This window comes from Haladaptatus sp. SPP-AMP-3, from assembly GCF_049568665.1.
GTDB classification, from domain to species: domain Archaea; phylum Halobacteriota; class Halobacteria; order Halobacteriales; family Haladaptataceae; genus Haladaptatus; species Haladaptatus paucihalophilus.
The window spans coordinates 1526685-1546472 of record NZ_CP145897.1 but is presented as its reverse complement, the minus strand read 5'-3'; the positions used below and the strand labels follow the sequence as shown (position 1 = coordinate 1546472).

The 19788-nt window shown below is 62.0% G+C and carries 17 protein-coding genes; 4 read left to right on the top strand and 13 right to left on the bottom strand.

Features of this window, described 5'->3' with window-relative positions; translation table 11 throughout:
- Nucleotides 1–74: 74 nt before the first annotated feature.
- The 6 genes from aspS to V5735_RS08660 all read right to left on the bottom strand — a co-directional run bounded on the left by aspS (nucleotide 75) and on the right by V5735_RS08660 (nucleotide 5463).
- A complete protein-coding gene (aspS, locus tag V5735_RS08685; protein ID WP_423743167.1) occupies nucleotides 75–1373 on the bottom strand; it encodes an aspartate--tRNA(Asn) ligase in 1299 nt (432 codons plus the stop codon).
- A gap of 25 nt (nucleotides 1374–1398) precedes the next feature.
- The gene (locus tag V5735_RS08680) at nucleotides 1399–2028 is read right to left on the bottom strand and encodes a TetR/AcrR family transcriptional regulator (RefSeq protein WP_423743166.1); all 630 of its coding nucleotides are present in this window, start codon (nucleotides 2026–2028) and stop codon (nucleotides 1399–1401) included.
- Nucleotides 2025–2828 (bottom strand): ABC transporter permease subunit, encoded by an 804-nt coding sequence (locus V5735_RS08675; RefSeq protein WP_423743165.1) that lies wholly within the window; start codon nucleotides 2826–2828, stop codon nucleotides 2025–2027. Before V5735_RS08675 ends, V5735_RS08680 begins: the two co-directional genes overlap by 4 nt.
- Complete coding sequence (locus V5735_RS08670) at nucleotides 2821–3753, bottom strand: ABC transporter ATP-binding protein (RefSeq protein ID WP_423743164.1); 933 nt, start codon at nucleotides 3751–3753, stop codon at nucleotides 2821–2823. Before V5735_RS08670 ends, V5735_RS08675 begins: the two co-directional genes overlap by 8 nt.
- A 214-nt stretch (nucleotides 3754–3967) precedes the next feature.
- Nucleotides 3968–4690 (bottom strand): phosphoglycerol geranylgeranyltransferase, encoded by a 723-nt coding sequence (locus tag V5735_RS08665; RefSeq protein WP_423743163.1) that lies wholly within the window; start codon nucleotides 4688–4690, stop codon nucleotides 3968–3970.
- Nucleotides 4691–5025: 335 nt separating this feature from the next.
- The gene (locus tag V5735_RS08660; RefSeq protein WP_423743162.1) at nucleotides 5026–5463 is read right to left on the bottom strand and encodes an ester cyclase; all 438 of its coding nucleotides are present in this window, start codon (nucleotides 5461–5463) and stop codon (nucleotides 5026–5028) included.
- Nucleotides 5464–5590: 127 nt separating this feature from the next.
- Here V5735_RS08660 and V5735_RS08655 point away from each other — a divergent pair, with 127 nt between their 5' ends.
- A complete protein-coding gene (locus V5735_RS08655) occupies nucleotides 5591–6235 on the top strand; it encodes a helix-turn-helix domain-containing protein (RefSeq protein ID WP_423743161.1) in 645 nt (214 codons plus the stop codon).
- Nucleotides 6236–6368: 133 nt separating this feature from the next.
- Here V5735_RS08655 and V5735_RS08650 read toward each other — a convergent pair whose 3' ends face one another.
- Entirely contained in the window at nucleotides 6369–8897 is a 2529-nt protein-coding gene (locus tag V5735_RS08650) for a DNA topoisomerase I (protein ID WP_423743160.1), read from the bottom strand.
- Between the two features lie 180 nt (nucleotides 8898–9077).
- Here V5735_RS08650 and V5735_RS08645 point away from each other — a divergent pair, with 180 nt between their 5' ends.
- The 3 genes from V5735_RS08645 (at nucleotide 9078) to V5735_RS08635 (ending at nucleotide 13478) form a co-directional block, all read left to right on the top strand.
- A complete protein-coding gene (locus V5735_RS08645) occupies nucleotides 9078–11294 on the top strand; it encodes a histidine kinase N-terminal 7TM domain-containing protein (RefSeq protein WP_423743159.1) in 2217 nt (738 codons plus the stop codon).
- A gap of 124 nt (nucleotides 11295–11418) precedes the next feature.
- The gene (locus V5735_RS08640) at nucleotides 11419–11967 is read left to right on the top strand and encodes a response regulator (protein ID WP_423743158.1); all 549 of its coding nucleotides are present in this window, start codon (nucleotides 11419–11421) and stop codon (nucleotides 11965–11967) included.
- An 80-nt stretch (nucleotides 11968–12047) separates the two neighbouring features.
- Nucleotides 12048–13478: an MATE family efflux transporter gene (locus tag V5735_RS08635; protein WP_423743157.1), complete on the top strand. Its 1431-nt coding sequence runs from the start codon at nucleotides 12048–12050 to the stop codon at nucleotides 13476–13478.
- Between the two features lie 53 nt (nucleotides 13479–13531).
- Here the strand turns inward: V5735_RS08635 and V5735_RS08630 are convergent, their stop codons facing one another.
- The 6 genes from V5735_RS08630 to V5735_RS08605 all read right to left on the bottom strand — a co-directional run bounded on the left by V5735_RS08630 (nucleotide 13532) and on the right by V5735_RS08605 (nucleotide 19547).
- Nucleotides 13532–14245 (bottom strand): lytic murein transglycosylase, encoded by a 714-nt coding sequence (locus tag V5735_RS08630; protein ID WP_423743156.1) that lies wholly within the window; start codon nucleotides 14243–14245, stop codon nucleotides 13532–13534.
- Nucleotides 14246–14378: 133 nt separating this feature from the next.
- Nucleotides 14379–15056: a DedA family protein gene (locus tag V5735_RS08625; RefSeq protein ID WP_423743155.1), complete on the bottom strand. Its 678-nt coding sequence runs from the start codon at nucleotides 15054–15056 to the stop codon at nucleotides 14379–14381.
- 115 nt (nucleotides 15057–15171) lie between these two features.
- Nucleotides 15172–16203 (bottom strand): lysylphosphatidylglycerol synthase transmembrane domain-containing protein, encoded by a 1032-nt coding sequence (locus V5735_RS08620; protein WP_423743154.1) that lies wholly within the window; start codon nucleotides 16201–16203, stop codon nucleotides 15172–15174.
- 66 nt (nucleotides 16204–16269) lie between these two features.
- Nucleotides 16270–17208 carry a DedA family protein gene (locus tag V5735_RS08615; RefSeq protein WP_423743153.1) on the bottom strand — a complete coding sequence of 313 codons (939 nt, stop codon included), beginning with the start codon at nucleotides 17206–17208 and terminating at the stop codon, nucleotides 16270–16272.
- A gap of 222 nt (nucleotides 17209–17430) precedes the next feature.
- Nucleotides 17431–18948, bottom strand: coding sequence for an Asp-tRNA(Asn)/Glu-tRNA(Gln) amidotransferase subunit GatB (gatB, locus tag V5735_RS08610; RefSeq protein WP_423745991.1), 1518 nt, complete (start codon nucleotides 18946–18948; stop codon nucleotides 17431–17433).
- A 107-nt stretch (nucleotides 18949–19055) separates the two neighbouring features.
- On the bottom strand, nucleotides 19056–19547 hold the full coding sequence (locus V5735_RS08605; RefSeq protein ID WP_423745990.1) for a DUF4352 domain-containing protein: 492 nt from the start codon (nucleotides 19545–19547) through the stop codon (nucleotides 19056–19058).
- Nucleotides 19548–19788: the final 241 nt, after the last annotated feature.

Sequence of the window (19788 nt, the reverse complement as noted above, 5' to 3'; positions counted from 1 at the left end):
GACGTTGGCGATCTCGCGGGAACTGAGTGGAATCACAGATTCCGCATGCTCCCGCTCGAAGACAGCGACTTCGCCTACGGGCTCAGTCGCTGTCTGTCTCGCGGGAACAGAACAGCCTCTCGAATGTTGTCCAACCCGAGCATCGTCATGATGAGACGCTCGCCGCCGAGACCCCACCCGGCGTGCGGCGGCATGCCGTACTTGAACATCTTCGTGTAGTAGTCGAACGCCTCGGGGTCCAGTCCCTGCTGTTCGAAGCCTTCGACGAGGCGGTCGTAGCGGTGTTCACGCTGCCCGCCGGAGACGAGTTCCATGCGCGGGTGCATCATGTCGAAACCGGTCGAAAACTCCTCGTCGTCGTCGTGGTCTTTGATGTAGAACGGCTTGATTTCGCTGGGCCAGTCGGTGATGAAGTAGTGGGTGCCCACGTCCTCGCCGAGCGCCTTCTCGCCCTCAGTCGGCAGGTCGTCGCCCCAGACGAGCATCTCGTCGAGTTCGCCGGTCGCGTTGATGCGCTCGATGGCCTCCTCGTAGGTGAGTCGCGGGAAGTCGCCCTCGGGCACTTCGAAGTCGATGTCGAGCGCGTCGAGTTCGTCCTGGCAGTTCTCGGCGACGCCCTCGTAGGCGGCCTTGACGACCGCTTCACAGGCGTCCATCGCCTCGTTGTGGTCGTAAAATGCGCTCTCGAAGTCGATGCTGGTCGCCTCGTTCAGGTGGCGCGGCGTGTTGTGCTCTTCCGCGCGGAAGATGGGACCGATTTCGAAGACGCGTTCGAGACCCGAACCGACCATGAGCTGTTTGAACAGCTGCGGCGACTGGTTCATGAACGCCTCCTCGCCGAAGTAGGTGATGGGGAACAGTTCCGTTCCGCCCTCCGTCCCCGTCGCCACGATTTTCGGCGTGTTGATTTCGCTGCAACCGAGATCGCGGAACGTCTCGCGCACGGCGCGGAGTACTTCGCCGCGAATCTTGAACACGGCCTCGACGTCTTCTTTGCGCGCGTCGAGCGTTCGGTTGTCGAGACGCGTCGAGAGGTCGGCATCGACCTTGCCGCTGGGGTCGAGCGGGAGCTCCGGTTCGGCCTCCGCGATGACCGCCACGTCCGTCGGGACGATTTCGACGTCCGTCGGCGCGCGCGGTTCTTCCTTCACGTCACCCGTGATTTCGACGACGCTCTCGCGGTTGACGCCGAGGCCGGTCTCGACGAGCTCCTCGTCCATGTCGTCTTTCTCGAACTTGACCTGAATCTTCCCCGTCGTGTCGCGGACGATGAGGAACGCGATACCGCCGAGGTCGCGGATTTCGTGGACCCAGCCGGCGACCGTGACGGTCTCGCCGGGTTCGGCATCCGCGGTGTAGGTTCGGTTCTGCATACGGCCCAATTCTTCCGGGACGTGCTTAAACGCGTTCGTTTTCCCCCGTCGGGCGCGTCAACCCGGCGGCGACCGTTTCGACGAACGTGTCGCGCACGACCGGGTAGTATTCCTCGCCGAGCTGTTCCCGGTACGCCGTGAGGAACTTCACCGACCCCATCACGCCCACGATGGCGGTCGGGTCGCCGTCGCGGACGCTTCCCTCGGCCTGCCACGCTTCGACGTACGGGAGGAGGTGGGCGAACGACGCGGCACGCATCGATTCGTACTCCTCCTCCGAGATGCCGTCCATCGTCCGTAAGACGGCTTCCCACTCGTTGCCCGCGACCAACCGCTCGAACAGCGGGTTTTCCTCCATTTCATCGGCCAACAGCGTCATGAAACGTCGAATCGCGCGCTCGGGGTCGTCTTCCGTCTCGAACGAGTTGGCGATGATGTCGTCGGCCGTCTCGTGCCCTTCGCGTTGCAGAATTTCGAAGTAGAGCTCCTCCTTGGAGTCGAAAAATCGATAAAACGTCCCGTTGGCGATTCCGACCGGATTCGTGAGGTCGGAGATGGTGGTCTTTTTCAGCCCGTACCGAGCGAACAGGTCGGTCCCCGTTTCCATCAACCGGTCCCGTATCCGCTCGCGCTCAGTGTCGTCGAACCCCTTCATGCGACGTCTTTCCGTTGGAAGATGACGAGGCTCACGGACACCAACGCCGCGATTCCGACGAGCAGGATTCCCGCCCCCGTCCAGTCGTAGGTCCCGGAGACGAGGATTGCCGTCGGGTCGTAGTAGTGCATCGGGCTGAGGGCTCCGAGCCAGCCCATATCCGCCGATTCGCCGACGGAGTTGAGCAGGAACAACACGAACACCGCCCCGAGTCCCCCGCGCTGGGCGATGTCCTCCCGGTCGAACAACACCGACAGCAGGAGCCCGATGCCGCCACAGGCAAGCAGGTACGGAATCGAGAGCAGGTGCACGACGGCCAAATTGCCCAGCGACACCGACTCGCCGACGCCGACGACGCTCCCGTACACCACGATGCCCACGATGACGTTGAGGATGACGAGCGTGGGGAGCAACGAGACGAACTTCTCGACCAGCACCTTCGAACGCGAGACGGGAGTGGCGAGGAGCATGTCCATCCGGTCGCGCTCTACGTCACCGGCGATGAGGCTCCCGGCGAGGTACGCCACGTAGACGCCGAGCAGGAGCAACCAGAAGAACTGGTACAGTTCGACGGCGAGGAATCCCTCCATCGTCGTCAGCGAGAACCCCGCTCCCGACGCGCCGAAGGCCGCCTTCATCGCCGGGGGGAGGTTGTTCCAGTACGCGTCGATGTTCGCCCCCGAGGACTTGATGGACGGGAACAGGGCGACGAACAGTATCGACATCACGCCGAGGAGCACCGCCAACGCGACCGCTCCCTTGACCCGCCGCGAGGACTCGTAGCGCGCGATTTCAAGCATCGACTTCACCTCCCTCGCTCGCGGGAACTTCACCCGCCTCATCAGTGCTCGCTTCGCCGCCGTAGAACCGCATGAACACCTCGTCGAGCGGTGCTTCCTCGATATCGACGTCGACGACGTGATAGTCGGACAGGTGGTCCAAGAGCACGTCGTACTCCCCCGTGTAGGTGAATTGCACAGCGCCGTCGAGCACGAGGTCGTGGACGCCCGCGAACTCGAACTCCTCGCGGGCCACCGGTTCGTTCGTTCGAAGCCGCACGCGCTTGCCGTTCCGGTCGAGGAGCGTTTCCACGTCCTCGGTCGTGACGAGATTTCCGTCGCGGATGATGCCCACGCGGTCACAGACCTTCCGAACCTCGCTCAAGATGTGACTCGAAAAGAAGAACGTCACTCCACGCTCCTGCTCGTCCTCGAGGAAGTCGTAGAACCGCTCTTGCATCAGCGGGTCGAGTCCCGAGGTCGGTTCGTCCATGATAACGAGGTCGGGGTCGTGCATGAACGCCGAGACGATGGCGAGTTTCTGTTTGTTCCCCCGCGAGTACTCCTCGATGGCCCGCTCGACGGGTGCGTCGAAGAGTTCGAGTAATTCCTCCCGTCGGTCGTCGCCCTTCAGCGACGCTTGGTAGTCCAGAAACTGCGTTCCGGTCGCGCCCTCGTCGAATCCGGGGTCGCTCGGCAGGTAGCCGATGCGTTTTTTCGCTTCGATGAGCGCACGCTCGTCGCGCACGTCGTACCCGAGCACCGTCGCCTCCCCGTCCGTCGGGGCGATGAATCCGAGCAGCGTCCGAATCGTCGTCGTCTTCCCGGCTCCGTTCGGTCCGAGGTAGCCGAACACCTCGCCCGATTCGACGGAGAGCGTCAGGTCTTCGATACCCCGCGTCTCTCCGTAGTACTTCGTCAGACCGACCGTTTCGAGTGCGGACATGTGTATCCCGACTGTATATCCTTTCTATGAATATATGAATATTCCGTTCATGAATATTCAAATCTCTAATTCACGACCGTCAGCGCTTTTCGGTTATTTGCGTCGTTTCCACTCACAATCGTCGTCTCCGCTCCCAATTGGCGTCGCCCGCCCTCCAGCGTCGCCACTACTCCGAATTACCGACGGAAAACGAACTCTCGTACGTCTAAGCTCCTTACGCCGATTCCGCGCGCGCCTTCTTCGCGTCTTTCGCACCTTTGACCGTCTCGCGGACGGCCTCGACGCCCTCGTCGTGCACGAGGTCGCCGACGACCACGATATCGGCGTGCGCCGCCATCGTGTTCGCCGATTCGTAGTCGTGGATGCCGCCGCCGTAGAACAGCGTCGCCTCGTCCAACGCTTCCTGTGCCATCTTCACGGTTTCCGGGTCGCCGAACGTGCCCGAGCACTCGATGTAAATTATCTGCTGGCCGAGCATCTTCTCCGCGAGTTCGGCGTAGGCCGCCACGTCCTCCGGCGTCTGGTCGCAATCGGCGTCGGCGTATTCCGCGACGCTCGCCTCGGGGTTCAGGATGATGTAGCCCTCCGTGTGCGTCTCCGACCAGTCCACGTCCGCCATCCGAATCCACTCCTTGTGGAGTCCGGCAATCCACGCCACGTCCCGCGTGTTCAGCACGGTCGGGACGAGATAGCCGTCCAGCGCGTCGCTCTCCACGACCACGGCCGGGTTACTCGGCTCCTGATAGAGCGGCACGTCGTACTCGGCACAGGCGTCGATGACCCGCTGCATCTTATCCTGCGTCATATCCAGCGTGCCACCGATTTCGAGCGCGTCCGTCCCCGTCGCGCACACGTCGGCGAACGTATCGCCATCCGCGAGGCTCTTGTCCGGATCGAGTTTAGTTATATGGTCCCAGTCGTCCCATGGCGCAGTCATAGGGTTCCTTTCAAAACTCCCGGCTAAAACAGCTTCGGAACGACCTTTTGCCAGGGAGACAGCGGAAGTGACGACACACGTCGTCACTTCCGCCTGCGACCGCAGCAAAAGGTCGATCAAAAGCGCTCCTCACCCTTTCAGGGATTCGTCGCCCCGGAAAATCTCCGATTTTCCGGAGTCTCAAAATTGCACGGCGATTTTGATGGCTCGAAAGACCGCATGTCTTTCGGTGAGTTAACTGATCCCCGCGGTTGTGAAAATGCGCGTTTCTGGCGGTTGTGTCGTTGGCTGACTCTGCGGTTTCTCACCCGTTCGAAACCCCGGCGGAAATCCGTCTACAGGAATTCGGATTCCACGACGCCGAGTTGCTGGAGCATGCCGAGGTTGTCCGGGTGGAGCCATCGTTCGACGATTTCGCCGTCCTCGATGTGGGTGAACACCGTCTGTTGGACTTCGATTTCCCTCCCGGTCGGTTCGAGGCCCATCATCGGCCCCTCGTGGGTTCCGCGGGCGGTGAGCCGCATGGCAACCGTGTCGCCCTCGGCGACGATGTCCTCGACGTTCTGTTCGATGTCCGGGAACGCGGCCATGAACCCTTCGTACGATTCCCGAATCGCCGCCCGTCCGTGTATGTCTCCGAACGGATTGTGCTCGATAGCGTTCTCGGCGTACAGTTCGTCCAGCAGGTCGGGGTCCCCCTCCGCGAACACCCGTTCCGGGATGCTCCGGGCGAGTCGCTTGTTCTCCTGTAGTTTTGTCGTTTCGGTCGTCATTTTCGTTCCTCCTTGATTTCGTGGGTGTGTTTCATCGCGACCACACTCGCGGTAGGTTCGGAAGCGTCCTGCGTCCGCGGCGCAACATGTTGCTACATTCATATTGCTTCGCCGCCGACCTCCGAGCATGCCGACGGTTCAACTGCGAATCGACGGGGCGGCGGTGGACGATTGGTTGGCCGACCTCTCGACCGACTTCCCGGAAAGCGAGTTTCGACTGCTGGCCACGCAACCGCGGGAGGACGACGCGCTCGCCCTCCTCGAAGCGAGAACGGAGGATGGTGAACGATTCGTTCGGCGATTCGAGGCGGCGGAGGAAGTGCTGTCGTCCGAAACCGTCTATCAGGACGACCGACTGGTGTTGGTTCAGTTCACGACCGTAGTGACGGACCTCTACGACGCACTCCGCGGGTCGGACAACGTTTCGCGTTATCCCACCGTCCTTCGGGACGGCTGGTTTTCCGTGACGGTGACGGCCCCACACGAACGGCTGTCGAACTACGTGAGCGAGTTGGCGACCAGCGACATCCCGTATCACGTCACGTCGCTGGAACAGTCGCACGAATCGGACACGCTGCTCACGGAGCGCCAATGGCACATCGTCACCGAAGCGGTCGGGCGGGGATACTACGATTCCCCTCGCTCCTGTTCGCTCACCGAGTTGGCCGAGATCCTCGGCATCCACAAATCCGCCGCGAGCAGGTTACTTCACCGGGCCGAAGGACGGGTCATGAAGCAGTTCGCGGGACGAGGCAGCGCTACATCCCCTTAGGTCTCCGCGACTTCCACGGCCTGCCGGTGACGCCCACCGCGATATCGACGCTCGTACATCCCGGGTACAGTGATGCTCACGGCGCAAAGACGCGTGAAAAATCACGACCAGCGCTGAAAATCTAACTTTGTCTTCAGTCCGCTTTCGCCTGCCAGTTTCGCAATCTATCTTCGCTGACGCCGTTGACCTGCTCGGCGACCGTCTCGGCCTCGGCGTCCTTCAGGTCGTCGATGGTGTCGATACCGGCCTCGGCGAGCTTTTCGGCTGTCTTCGCGCCGATGCCGTCGATGACTTCGAGCCCGCTCTTGCGTTCGCGCTGTTTGAACTCCTCGTAGTTGCAGATGGGGCAGCCGAGTTCCCACGGTTCGTCCCCGTCATCGGACTCGTCCGATTGGCCAGCCGAGCTTTGCTCGGTGTCGTTGTGGATGACGAGTTCCGGGAGGTCGTGTTCCTCGCACCGCTCGTCGGTCACTTCGATTTCGCCCCGGCGGGGGAGCGGCAGCGAGTAGTCACAGTCGGGATATCGCGTACACCCGACGAGTCGGGAACCGGTCTGGAGCTTTTTGATGGCGAGTTCGCCGCCGTGTTCCTCGCCGCATTCGGGACACTCCCCGATAACCTCGTCCTCGGCTTCCTCGGCCTCCTCCGCCTTGCAGAGCGGACAGCCGTGGACGAAGGTGCCTCGTCCGGCGAGTATCTTTACCTCGCGGAGGTCGTGGTCCTCGCACGTCTCGTCCAAGATGAGCGGTTTGCCCTTGTTCGGCAGCGGGAGCGTGTAGGTACAGTCGGGATACCCGTCGCAGCCGACGAAGTACGACCCGCGCCTGCTCTGGCGCACGAGCAGGTCCTCTCCACACTCGGGACACGGCCCCAGCGTCTTGTCTTCTTTCAGCGACTGTTGGAGCTGTTTGCCGATTTCCTCGCGTGACTCCTCCAACTCGTCGAACACCGTCGCGAGGATTTCGCGCGACGAGTCGGCCACGTCCTCCAAGTCCGCCTCGCCTTCCGCGATGGCGGTCATGTCCTCTTCGAGTTCGCGGGTCATAGTCTCGCTCACCACGAGGTCGGCGTAATCCTCCGCAGCTTTCACGACCGCCTGTGCGAGGCGGGTCGGTCGCGGCGGGTCGCTTTCGAGGTAGCCCCGGTCGTAGAGCTTCTGGATGGTGTTGTGGCGGGTCGATTTCGTCCCGATTCCCATCTTCTCCATCTTCTCGATGAGCCGCGACTGACCGTACCGGCGCGGCGGTTGGGTCTGTTTGTCCTCAATTCGCGTGTCGAGGATGGACAGGTCTTCCCCTTCCTCTACGTTCGGTACGTAGTTCTCGCTGGTGTTGAAGTACGGGTAGACGGCGTGGTAGCCCTCTTTGAGGAGGCGCTTTCCGTTCGCCTTGAGGGTCAGGTCGCCCACCGTGGAGACCACCTTGAGGTGTTCCCACTTCGCCGACTCGGCGACGGTGGCGAAGAAGCGTCGAACCACGAGTTCGTACACGTCCCACTCGTCGTCGCCCAACTCGCCCTTCGTCGGGATGTCCTCGGTCGGATGAATCGGCGGGTGGTCGGTCGTCTCCTCGTCGCCCTCGGTCGGTTCGATGTCGTCCTGTTCGAGCAGGCCGTCCGCGTCGTCGCCGAAGTGGTAGTTTCCGACGAACGTATCGAGCAGTTCCTCGGGGTCCAAATCGTCCGGGTAGACGGTGTTGTCGGTCCGCGGGTACGTGATGTACCCGGCGGTGTAGAGGTCCTCCGCGATGCTCATCGCGCGCTGGGCGGAGTAGCCGAGGCTCCCGGCCGCGCGAATGAACTGCGTCGTGTTGAACGGCGCGGGCGGGCTATCGGTTCGCGTCCGCCGCGAGACGCTATCGACGGTCGCCCGCGTGGCCGATTCGAGGGTTTCGTACGCCCTCTCGGCCGTCTCCTCGTCCCAGACGCGTTCCGCCTCGTTGCCGTCCTCGTCGCGGTAGAAGTACTGCGATTCGAACGTCTCGTCGTCCTTCTGCAGGTCGGCGAACATCTCCCAGTACTCCTCGGGGTCGAACGCCTGAATCTCGCGTTCCCGGTCCACGATGAGCTTCAGCGTGGGACTCTGGACCCGCCCGACGCTGATGAAGTCGTTGCCGAGTTGTCGCGCCGAGAGCGAGAGGAATCGCGTCAGTGCGGCCCCCCAGATGAGGTCGATTATCTGTCGGGCTTCGCCCGCGGCCGCCAGATCGAAATCGAGTTCGTCCGGGTTCTCGAAGGCAGAAGAGACCTCGTTTTTCGTAATCGAGGAGAACCGAACGCGCTGGATGGGCACGTCCTCGTTCACCTCGCGGACGAGTTCCCACGCTTCCTTCCCGATGAGTTCGCCCTCGCGGTCGTAGTCCGTTGCAATCGTCACCCGACTCGCATCACGCGCGAGCAGGCGGAGCGTCCGAACGATGTTCTCCTTCGTCGGCTGTTTCTCGACGCTCGCGTCGATGAGTTCTACCGGTTCCACGTCGCGCCAGTCGTTGTACTCGGGTGGAAAATCCACTCCGACGACGTGGCCCGATAGGCCGATGCAGCGCTTTCCGCCCCACTTGTAGACGTTGACGCCGTTCTGTCGGTCGGCCTCCGCACTCTCGCCGGAGAGAATGTCGGCGATTCGACGTGCGGCGTTGTCCTTCTCGGTGATGATGAGTTCCACTTACGCACCACCCCGGTTCGCGTCGGTCATCGCCCTCGGCTACGGCCATGGCGCTGGTAAACGTTTCGCCAACGAAAGAAAGTAGGATTCCACCGCAACCACGACGCGCACCCGATTATCCGGGGTGATAATGGAAGAAACTGCTATGTGTCGTAGTGTTGTACAAAAAACCACTCTTATATGTTCAATTCGATAACCTTCGGCGGCGGTGTCGTCCTCACTGGTACCGCTCTCGGCGGCGGTGTCGGGTTCGTCCTCGCGCGACACGCGTGGTCGAATCGGGACGTTCCTGGGGCGACGCTCTTTTCCTCGCTCATTCTCGCCGTCACCGGGTGGTGCGTTTTTTCCCTCCTCCTACTGACGAGCACGTCGCTCGCTCGCGCCCGTCTCTGGACGACGCTCATCGGGGTTTGCGTCACCGCCATCCCCGTCCTCTGGTTGACCTTCGCGCTCGAATACACCGGTCGGCACGATTGGGTCACGCGCAAGACGTTGCCGCTCATTTGGGCGGAACCGGTCCTCTACACCGTTGTTTCGTTATCGAGTCCCCATCACGGCTTCGCGAACGACAGTGCCGCGCTGGTGACGAGCGACGGCCTCACCGCCCTGTCGGTCGTCCACACGCCGTCGTTCTACTTCCACCTCGTCTACCTGTTCGTCGTTCTCGTCACCGGATTCGGATTTTTCACCGTGTTCTTGCTCCAAGCCGACCGACTCTATCGAAAACAGACGGTCGCCATCATCCTCGCGGGACTGCTCCCCCTCGTCGGGACCGCCGTTTTCTCGTTCGTCGATCTGAACATCGCGTTCGGCTTGACGCCCGTCTTCTTCGCCGCCAGCGCCATTTTGGACTGTCTCGCCCTCTTTCGGTACGACTTTCTGAACGTTGCGCCGCTCGCCTCCGAGGTCGTCCTGTCCGAGATGGACGACCCCGTTATCGTCGTCGCAGACGAGCGAATCGTCGAGTACAACCCGGCGGCGAAGCCGTTGTTCGACGGCGACGCCATCGTCGGTCGTGACCTCGAATCGGTCGTTCCGGGGCTGCTGGACGCCGTTTCGAGCGACGAACCGTTTTCACCGTCTTCGGTTCGGACGGACGGCGGTCCTGTCGGGGAAACGCCCATCTACGACCCCCGCTCGACGCCGATACGCGACCACCACGACGCACATCGCGGCGACATATTCGTCCTCCGCGAGATAACGAGCCAGAAGCGGCGGGAAGAGACGCTCCGCGCGCTTCAATCCGCGACCCGGCGATTCATGAACGCGGAGCGACCGGAGGAGATCGCCGAAATCGCGGTGCAAACCGCCGACGAGGTGTTGGACCACCCCTATTCGTCCATCTTCTTCCCGGAAGACGACGAGGCGGTCCTTCGGTCGGTTGCGATGACCGACCTCATGCGGGACGGTCTCGACGGCGAACTGACGTTCTCGCGCGATGCCGACCCGATGTGGTCGGTGTACGAATCCGGAACGCCGGTCGTGTACGAATCCGTCGAGCAACTCTCGAAGCCGCCGTACGGGTATCTCCCCCTCGGATGTCTGCTATCGCTGCCGCTCGGCGAACACGGCGTCCTCGCGGTCGGAAGCGACACCCGAAAACGGACGTTCACCGAGAACGACCGACGGTTCGCCCGTATCCTGGCGAGCACGACGGAGACGGCCCTCGACCGCGCACAACGCGAACGCGACCTTCGGAAGAGTCAAGCGATGGTCGAAGAACGAACCGAGCAGATAGAGTTCTTCAACGGCGTCTTGCGGCACGATATTCTGAACGGCATTACGGTCGTCAACGGCAATCTCGAACTCCTCGAACCACACGTCGTGGAGACCGGGGAGTCGTATTTCGAGACGGTCCGAAACTGGAGCGAGGATATCGGACAACTGACGGAGAAGGTTCGGTCCGTCAGCCAGACCGTCACGGACTCCGAGTCGGTATCGTTGGAATCCGTGTCCCTTTCCGACGCGCTGTCGAGGCGGGTGACGAAGGTTCGGAACACGTACCCGAACGTGAGTATCGACGCCGACATCGAAGACGGATTGGCCGTCTCCGGCAACGAACTGCTCGGCGAGGTCGTCGAAAACGTGCTACTGAACGCCATCGAACATCACGACCGCGACGACCCGTCGCTCGTGGTTCGGACACGGCGGTCGGAGGAGGTTGTCCGGGTCGAAATCGAGGACGACGGACCCGGTATCTCGGAGGAGATGAAAACGCGGGTGTTCGACCGCAACGTCACGTCCGAATCGACCGGTTCTATCGGGTTCGGTCTCTACTTCGTCTCGGTGATGATGGAGCAGTACGACGGTTCGATGTGGTTCGAAGACGCGAACCCACGCGGTACGGTCGCCGTCCTCTCGTTCCCACAACTGTCAGCGGACGCTCCACTCTCGTGAAAAGTCACTTCGCCTTCGCGAATGTTCCAGAGCTGTAACCTAAGAAACCAAAGATATATGTGCATCTGATTGATTATCTCTACCACTACACGGTTATAATATGAATGCAGATGGGAATATCTGTGTGCTAATCGTGGACGATGAGGTGGAGGTGACCACGCTCTACGAGGAGTGGCTCTCCGCCTATCGGACACACGTTGCACACGATGGACAGGAGGCCCTCACAGTGCTCGACCGGCGAGGAGAGGATATCGATGTGGTTCTTCTCGACCGGAAAATGCCGACGTTGAGCGGCTCCAAGGTCCTCAAACGCATTCGTGCACAGGCGTACGACTGTCGCGTCGCCATAATCACCGCGGTGGCACCCGACTACGATATCATCGATATGTCGTTCGACGAGTACATCACGAAACCCGTCGATGGCGATACCATTCGACGGACGGTCGAGGCGCTGTACCGTCGGGCACAGTACGCGGAGACGTTGACGCACTACTATTCGCTCGTTTCGACGCACGCCAACCTCTTGGCGGAGCACTCATACGACGATTTGCAGGAGAACGACGAGTTCGTTTCGCTCGAAACGGAAATCGAGTCCGTCCGCCGCAGTCTCGACTCGTCCCTCGAAGTCGGCGACCACCGCGAGTTTCAACACGTCCTCCGCGAGATTCAGTAGTCTGTACTCTCGAGAAACCGGCAGAGAGCGGACGGGATACGTTCGTTTAAGGACCGTTCGACCGTTGCTCTGAAACGTTTATGTCCGGGCGACCTACAGGACGCGTCGATATGACCGACGGTGCCATCACGCCCAAACTGGTGACGCTGGCGTGGCCCCTGGTCGTCGGTAACCTCCTCCAGACGTTTTACAACCTCGCGGACATGTTCTGGGTCGGCCGGGTCGGAACCAACGCGGTTGCGGCCGTCTCGCTCATGTTCCCGACCTCGTGGTTGTTCGTCTCGCTCGCCATGGGACTCACCGCGTCGTCGGTCGCGCTGGTGTCACAGCATATCGGTGCCGGTGACGACCGGGCCGCGGACAACGTGGTCGCACAGACGACCCTGCTCACCGTCCTCGCCGGGGTCGCCCTCGCCGCGTTCGGTTACGCGTTCCGCTCGCAACTCCTCACGCTCGTCGGTGCGGAAGGGCCGGTCTACGTGCAGGCGCTCCAGTACATCGAAGTCCTGTTCATCTCCATCCCGTTCACGTTCCTGTTTTTCGTCTTCAGGGCGGTTCTCCGCGGTGCTGGCGACACTCGAACCGCGATGTGGTTGATGGTTATCTCCGCCGGGATGAACGTCGTCCTCGACCCGATACTCATCCTCGGCTACGGCCCATTCGACCCGATGGGAACGCAAGGTGCGGCGGTCGCCACGCTCGTCGCTCGCGTGTTCGCCGCCGTCGTCGGCGTGTACGTCCTCCTGCAGGGAGATTGGGGAATCCGACTTCGACTCGACGACCTCCGTCCCGACTGGCCGGTGCTGAAACGACTCGTCACGGTCGGCTATCCCGCGACCATCGACGGGGCGGCGCGGAGTTTCGCCGCCGTGGCGATGGCCGCGTTGGTCGCTCGGTTCGGACCGGTGCCGACCGCCGCCTACGGCGTCGGCGTTCGAATGATGTCCGTCTCGTGGACGGTTTCGGGGGCGGTCGGACAGGCCGCCGCGACCGGCGTCGGTCAGAACCTCGGAGCGGAGACGCCCGACCGCGCGGCCGAGGTGACGCGGAAGGCGACCATCGGAACGTTAGTGGTGCTGTTCGGCGCTGGCGGATTGATGGTGCTCTTTCCCGATGTCGCCATCAGCGTGTTCACGGACGACCCAGCGGTGGTCCGCGTCGGAACTCACTTCCTCGAAGTCATCGGGCCGTTTCTCGCCTTCTTCGGCGGGCTGATGGTGATTCAGGGCGGGTTCCGCGGCGCGGGGAACACCGGGGTCGCGATGGCGCTCTCGTTCCTCTCGCGCTGGGTGCTTCGGATACCCGTCGCGATACTGCTCGCCTACCAGTGGACGCTACAACTCGGTCCGCTCACCCTCTCCGGGCTTTCGTGGGGCGTCAACGGTCTCTGGTGGGCGTGGTCGATTTCGGCCATCGGGTCGTTCGTCGTCGGCGTCCTCTGGTTCAGCCTCGGCACCTGGCGACAGGGCGTGTTGGAGGACGAGGAGCGACAACCGACGACCGCGGACTGAGCGGTCGGAACGTCGGCGCGGTCATCAAAAAACGGGAACGGTGCTTCGAATCCTCACGCGTCGGTGAGATACCGCTCGACCGACCAGCCCCACACGCCGCGGTCGAGCCAGTGGACGCCCCACCACGTGTAGCCGCCTTTGTCCGTCGGACCGTTCATGATTTCGCCGACCTCGCCGGGTGAGATGGTCGCGACGATTGGCTGACCGGTTCCGGGCTGTTCCCGCGTGTTCAGGTCGGCCGTCGGCGTTACTCGGTCGCCGTCGACGAATTTGTCACCGCCACCGCCGCCGCCGTAGGTGTCGCGGTAGTACGCCGCGGCGTCCTTCACGTCGCTGACGTACGACCAGCTGTGGTTGTAGGCGTAGAGTGCGCTGTCCCAGTCGTCGGGCGCGCCGTTGTCCGTCAGGTAGTAGGCGGCGGCCGGAATCGCGTCCTGATAGTCACAGATGTCGGCCACGCCGTCGCCGTTCCCGTCGACGCCGTAGTAGTCCCACGTCGAGGGCATGAACTGCATCGGGCCTTTCGCCCCGGCGGACGAGGTGTCGCACCCCGCCTCGTACTGGCCGTGTTGGGTCTCGACCCAGCCGACGCCAGCGAGATACGTCCAGTCGATTCCGTAGTCGCTTCCCGTCTGTTGGTACTCGGTCAGATAGTTCGACGGGATGGAACCGGGCGTCGCCGCCGCTGACCCCGAGAGGCCGCTGATGGTCACCGCCGCCGTTCCCGTCGCCCCGACTTTCTTTAGTATATTGCGTCTGGATGGCATCTGCAATTATATGGCGGGACTACAGAGGAATATATTTTTCTCCAAATTATCGAAATAAATTGATCGGTCGGAGAATCCACCCGTCCTCGGCCACGTTTCTGCCCGGACAAAAGCGGGCGAATCGGGCTCGTTTTCACCGTTGTGAGGCGACTTCTCGGGTGAGGTGTTCGCGAGCGAGCCAGACGCCCGCGGTTCCAACCGCGAGGACGACGCCGATGCCCGCGATGACGACCCAGTTTCCTCCGATTCCCCCGATGTACGGCGTGACCGTGGTCGAAATCGTCGTGACGGCCCAATCGAGCGGCGAGGTTTCCCCGGACCCTTCGTAGACGAGGTACGTGAGAAACACGTTGAACACGAGCGAACCGCTCGCGGAGTAGACGGTGAAGGTTCGCACGTCCATCTCGGCGATTCCGGCCGGAATCGAGATGATGGCGCGCATCAACGGGAGCATCCGACCCCAGAGAACGGAACTCCGGCCCCACCGTCGGAACCAGCGTTGGCTTCGCTCCAAATCCGACTCGGTGACGTGAAGGACGTGTCCGTACCGGTCGAGCGCCGCCTTGCCGTTCTTCCCGAACGCGTAGTACCCGAGGAGGCTCCCGGCGGTCGCTCCGGCGGTGGAAACCGCGACGAAGAACCCGAATGACATCGGGTCGTGGACGAGTTGCGTGGCCGCGAACGGGACGACGATTTCGCTCGGCGCGAAGTGGAGGATGAACGCCGTTTCGAGCGTTAGATAGATGAAGACTGCCAAATACCCGTATTTCACGACGAACGAGAGGATGGTATTGGCTAGCCAATCGAACATTCGATAACCCCTTCTTCGTTCTCCATAATTAATTTTTTCATGGCTGATGGATTCAATATTATTATTGTCGAACAATACCGTTCCGTAGCGAACCCATGTGGTATTGTGTCGAACTTCACCGCCGACTCGTTTCGAGAATCGTGACGGCGGTTCCCCCGAGGACGATGGGGAGCAGATACGTCGCCGCCCGGTAGACGAGCAGCGCCGCCGTTATCGACGGGAGCGACACGTTCGTTAATCCACCCAGGAGAAGGATGTACGCGGCATCGACGCCGCCGAATCCGCCGGGAAGGGGCGTCACGCTCGCCGTCATCGCCAACGGCACGATGAACAGCGGCGCTTCGACCGGAATCGCGTATCCGAGCGAGTAGAGCGACAGCCAAAGGGTAGCGGCCAAGAACAGCCACCCGACCGCCGAGAAGAACACTCCGACAGCGAGCAGACGGGGTGTCCGCGCGATTCGCTCTACGTTCGAGACAAACAACATGACCCGGCGCTCCAGTTCCCGCTCCGGTAGGTCGATAGCTAACGGCGTCCGTCGGTCGACGGTTTCGAGGAGCGACGACAGAGCGCCGACGAGGGACGTCGCGATGGTGTCCCGCGCCCGCCACCCGAACAGCGCGACGGCGGCCACGACGACGGCGACGGCGAGGAATAGGACGACTGCGAGTTCGAGTCGTGGATTCAGCGCCGAACGAACCGCGAAGTACGCGAAGCCGATGGCAGCGAACCCGACCGACGGAAGCAGGTTGATGGTATCGACGCTCACGACGACCGATAGCCCCGTTTCGTACTCCGCGTCCGTCGCCCGGGAGACGAACAGCGCGGCGAGCGGTTCCGCACCGGCCTGTGCGAACGGCGTCACGCTGTTGGCGAAGACGATACTCGAATACACCAGCAGCGTCCGGAGACGAGACTGGGGATATCCGAGCACCGACAGCACGACGTGAAGCGCGGAACTCCACGCCGTCAGCCAGAGCAGAACGGCAACGACGATGGCGACGATGACGCTGGGTTTCGCGGCGTTGAGCGCGCCCACGACCGCCGAGACGCCGACCAACGAGACGATGAGGGCGAGGACGAGAACCGATGCGAGGAGACCGAGAACGACGGACCGGACGTTCACTTTCCGACCTCGTGCATCCATCTTCCGTCCCAGCGAACGACCCGGACTGGTAAGAATCATTCCGGCCACTGACGTCGTTTGCCGTCGTTAGTCCCTCAGATCGAACCGTCTGACCGCGCTCACCGGGACGCGTTTCCCGCCCTCGTAGACGACGAACGTCGCAATAAGAACGCCCAGTCCGGTCGAGACCAGCGCCGCCCGCGGCGACAACCCGAGCGAGGCGACCAGAAATCGCGGGTCGTTCCATATCCACGTGACCAGCGAGTACGCCGCGACGGGGACGCTCATCGCGCTCGTGACGAACAACAACCCGAGTGCGGTCCCGACGACACCGACGACACGAAGGACGACCGCCTTCGCCGCAGTCGGGTTCGCACGAACCCATTCTCTGTGTGTCCACACGACCACGAGCGCGGCGACCAGCAGAACAGCCAGCGAAAGAACGACCGAAACGTGGGTTCTCGCGTATCGAACGTCGAGCGCGAGAATTCTGAGAAGCGCGGTGAGCGCGCGGTGAACGGGGGTTCCGGCTTGCGCTCCCGTGTACGCCAGGTACGTCAGCGAGGTCACGAAAACGGTGGTTCCCGAGGCGGTGTAAAGCAGGAAGCGACGAAACGACATCTCGGATAGTCCCGCCGGGACGCTGATGACCGCCCGGAGGACGGGAAGCAGTCGGCAGAAGAAGACGGTGCTCTCCCCCCAGCGACGGAAGACGCGCTGACCGCGTTCGAGACCGTCCGCCGAGAGATGGAGGGACGACCCGTACCGCGTCAGGACGTACTCGCCGCCGCGTCCGAAGACGTAGTAGGCGAAGACGCCTCCCGCGGTACCCCCCGCCGTCGCAACGACGACGAACCACAGAAAGCCAATCGGTCCGTGCACCAGCAGCGCGGCGGCGAAGGGCAGGACGACCTCGCTCGGCGTGAAGTGCAACAGCAACGCCGATTCGAGGAACATGTAGACGAAAACCGCGACCAGGCCGTACTGCTGAATGAAGGCTTGCGCGCTCCCCACGAAACCGGCCATAGGGGAACCACGGGCGGAGCGGGATTAGTGTCCGTGGCCGTCGAGAAACCCGACTCACCGCTTGGTCCGGAGGATCAATTCAACCGTCTCGTTCCGAGAACCACACGTAGGTTTAAATCGAAAGAAGAAACCAACCGCCGACATGCCGTAGCCGATTGCCGCGAAGGGGTCGAGGCGGGCGTGCGACGCTCCCCTCGCGGTCGTTTCCACGTCGCCTGTTCGTTACTCGTCCAGTCGTTCGCGGAGCATGCCGTTCACGCTTCCTGGATCGGCGCTGCCGCCGGTCTTCTGCATAACCTGTCCGACGAGGAAGTTGATAGCGCCGCCTTCCCCGGCGTGGTAATCCTCCACCGTGTCTGGGTTCTCCTCGATGGCTTCCGTTACGGCCTGCTCGACTTCGCCCGAGTCGGCCTTGCCGAGTCCCTCGCGGTCGATGATGGTCTCCGGGTCGTCGCCATCGTCCAGCATCTCGCGGAGAACCGTCTCTTCCGCGTTCTTGGCCGTAATCTCGTCCTCGGCCACCAGTCGAATGAGGTTCTTGAACTCCCCGAGGCGTCCCTCAACATCCGTGATTTCCATGTCGCGGTAGTTGAGTTCGCCAAGCAAACTGTCGGCAACCCACGCCGCGGCGAGGTCGGGGTCGAACTCCTCGGCCACGTCCTCGTAGAAGTCGGCGACCTGCTTGCTCGACGTGAGCTTGCTCGCGGCTTCCTTGTTCAGTCCGTACTCCTCGCGGAACCGTTCGCGTCGGGCGTCCGGCAGTTCCGGGATTTCGAGTTTCTGCTTCCAGTCGCTCACTCGGAGCGGCGGTAGGTCTTCTTCGCGGAAGTAACGGTAGTCCTTCTCCGCTTCCTTCGAGCGCATCGAAACCGTGGAACCGTGCGTTTCGTTGAAGTGGCGCGTCTCCTGTTCGATGGCCTTTCCGCGGCGGATGAGATTTTTCTGTCGACTCTCCTCGTAGGCCAGCGCGCTTTCGGCCCCTTTGTGGCTCGAGATGTTCTTGACTTCGGTCCGGTTCGCCTCCGCGAGAACGTCCTCGGGAATCGACCCGTCTTCCGCAACGTCCTCCTCGGGAATGATGGACAGGTTGGCGTCGATGCGCAGGCTACCGTCTCGCGTCGAGTCGAAGGCACCGAGATATTCGAGCACTTCCTCCAGCTTTTCGAGGAAGGAGACGACCTCGCCGGGTTCGCGGAAGTCGGGTTCGGTGACGATTTCCATCAGCGGCGTCCCGGCGCGGTTGTAGTTGACGAGGGTGTAGTCGGCGCGGTCGATGCCGACGGTCCGGGTTTCGATGTCGCCCGTTCCGTCCCGAACGTGCCGGAGACTGCCGGGATCCTCTTCGAGGTGCGCGCGGTGGATGCCGACCGTTCGGGTTTCACCCTCGAAGCTGAACTCCAGTTCGCCGTCCTGACAGATGGGCGCATCGTACTGGGTGATCTGGAATCCCTTCGGAAGGTCGGGGTAGAAGTAGTTCTTCCGGTGGAAGGTCGTCTCCTCGGGGATGTCGGCGTCGATGGCTTTGCCGACCTTGACGGCGTACTCCACGGCCGCCTCGTTCAGCACCGGAAGCGACCCCGGCAATCCGAGACAGACCGGACAGGTGTAGGTGTTTGGTTCGGCGTCGCCTTGGTCGGTCGAACACCCGCAGAAGATCTTCGTGTCCGTTTCCAGTTGGACGTGGATTTCGAGGCCGATAACGGCCACGTGTTCGCCCTCTTGGACAGCCTGAGCAGTCATTACAGACTGGTTGGTCGGGTGAGCGTTAAAAGCCTACGGGACGCTTCCAACGACGCCTCTCACGAACGGAACGCGGTGAAACTCCTGCATCGATTTCTCTGTGGCGTTTAATTTCCTCGCCATCTGATGACTACCGGATGGTTCAGTTCCGTATACGTCCACTGGACGGTGAGTTCCGACTGTGATACCGACTTCGGGATTTCGAAGCGTAGTTCCCCGTCGCGTATCGCACCTGGCTTGCTCTGCCCGCCTCGGTAGCGATACCGCGTGTACTCGCTGCCGGTGTAGCTCGTCGTGGAGTAACTCTCCCCGTTCGCTTTGAGTTTCAGGGTTATCGCTCTCGGCAACTCGTGTTTCTCCTCGCCTTCGTTTCTCGTCTCGATGGGGACGATGGCGAACTGCTTTCCCCTCGCAGGCGTGCCCGCCGAACCTCGCCTGACGTATTGGTCTTTGAATTCGACCTCTTCGACGGTGACGTGTATGCCCCCGTTCAGCGTTGCCGTCTCTCCGATGGAAAGCGTTCGGATGTCTCGTTTCTTCGGTCCGGACCCTTCGGAGGCACTGTTCGTCGATTCGGCTTTCTGTTCTCCATTTGTCACCCCGACTTGAACCGAGGACAGACGCCCCGCTATGCCACCGGAAAGCCCTGTTCCAACCACTGTGAGTGCTTGCCGTCGGTTCACGGTTCGGCGCTCAACCTGCTATTGTAATGGTGTTGTGGCGGATTGACGACACGAACGCAACAGGGTCGTGGAAACCGTCGTCTACCGGTATTGGTTCGGCTCAGTTGTCACGTTTGGTCGGATTCACACGACTGTCTGCCGCATGTCTGACGCACAT

What these genes read in the sequence shown, in the direction of transcription:
- V5735_RS08615 (WP_423743153.1), bottom strand. Translation starts at nt 17,208, where the DNA reads ATGGCCGGTTTCGTGGGGAGCGCGCAAGCCTTCATTCAGCAGTACGGC.
- V5735_RS08680 (WP_423743166.1), bottom strand. Translation starts at nt 2,028, where the DNA reads ATGAAGGGGTTCGACGACACTGAGCGCGAGCGGATACGGGACCGGTTG.
- V5735_RS08625 (WP_423743155.1), bottom strand. Translation starts at nt 15,056, where the DNA reads ATGTTCGATTGGCTAGCCAATACCATCCTCTCGTTCGTCGTGAAATAC.
- aspS (WP_423743167.1), bottom strand. Translation starts at nt 1,373, where the DNA reads ATGCAGAACCGAACCTACACCGCGGATGCCGAACCCGGCGAGACCGTC.
- V5735_RS08660 (WP_423743162.1), bottom strand. Translation starts at nt 5,463, where the DNA reads ATGACGACCGAAACGACAAAACTACAGGAGAACAAGCGACTCGCCCGG.
- V5735_RS08635 (WP_423743157.1), top strand. Translation starts at nt 12,048, where the DNA reads ATGTCCGGGCGACCTACAGGACGCGTCGATATGACCGACGGTGCCATC.
- gatB (WP_423745991.1), bottom strand. Translation starts at nt 18,948, where the DNA reads ATGACTGCTCAGGCTGTCCAAGAGGGCGAACACGTGGCCGTTATCGGC.
- V5735_RS08665 (WP_423743163.1), bottom strand. Translation starts at nt 4,690, where the DNA reads ATGACTGCGCCATGGGACGACTGGGACCATATAACTAAACTCGATCCG.
- V5735_RS08655 (WP_423743161.1), top strand. Translation starts at nt 5,591, where the DNA reads ATGCCGACGGTTCAACTGCGAATCGACGGGGCGGCGGTGGACGATTGG.
- V5735_RS08670 (WP_423743164.1), bottom strand. Translation starts at nt 3,753, where the DNA reads ATGTCCGCACTCGAAACGGTCGGTCTGACGAAGTACTACGGAGAGACG.
- V5735_RS08620 (WP_423743154.1), bottom strand. Translation starts at nt 16,203, where the DNA reads ATGGATGCACGAGGTCGGAAAGTGAACGTCCGGTCCGTCGTTCTCGGT.
- V5735_RS08675 (WP_423743165.1), bottom strand. Translation starts at nt 2,828, where the DNA reads ATGCTTGAAATCGCGCGCTACGAGTCCTCGCGGCGGGTCAAGGGAGCG.
- V5735_RS08645 (WP_423743159.1), top strand. Translation starts at nt 9,078, where the DNA reads ATGTTCAATTCGATAACCTTCGGCGGCGGTGTCGTCCTCACTGGTACC.
- V5735_RS08630 (WP_423743156.1), bottom strand. Translation starts at nt 14,245, where the DNA reads ATGCCATCCAGACGCAATATACTAAAGAAAGTCGGGGCGACGGGAACG.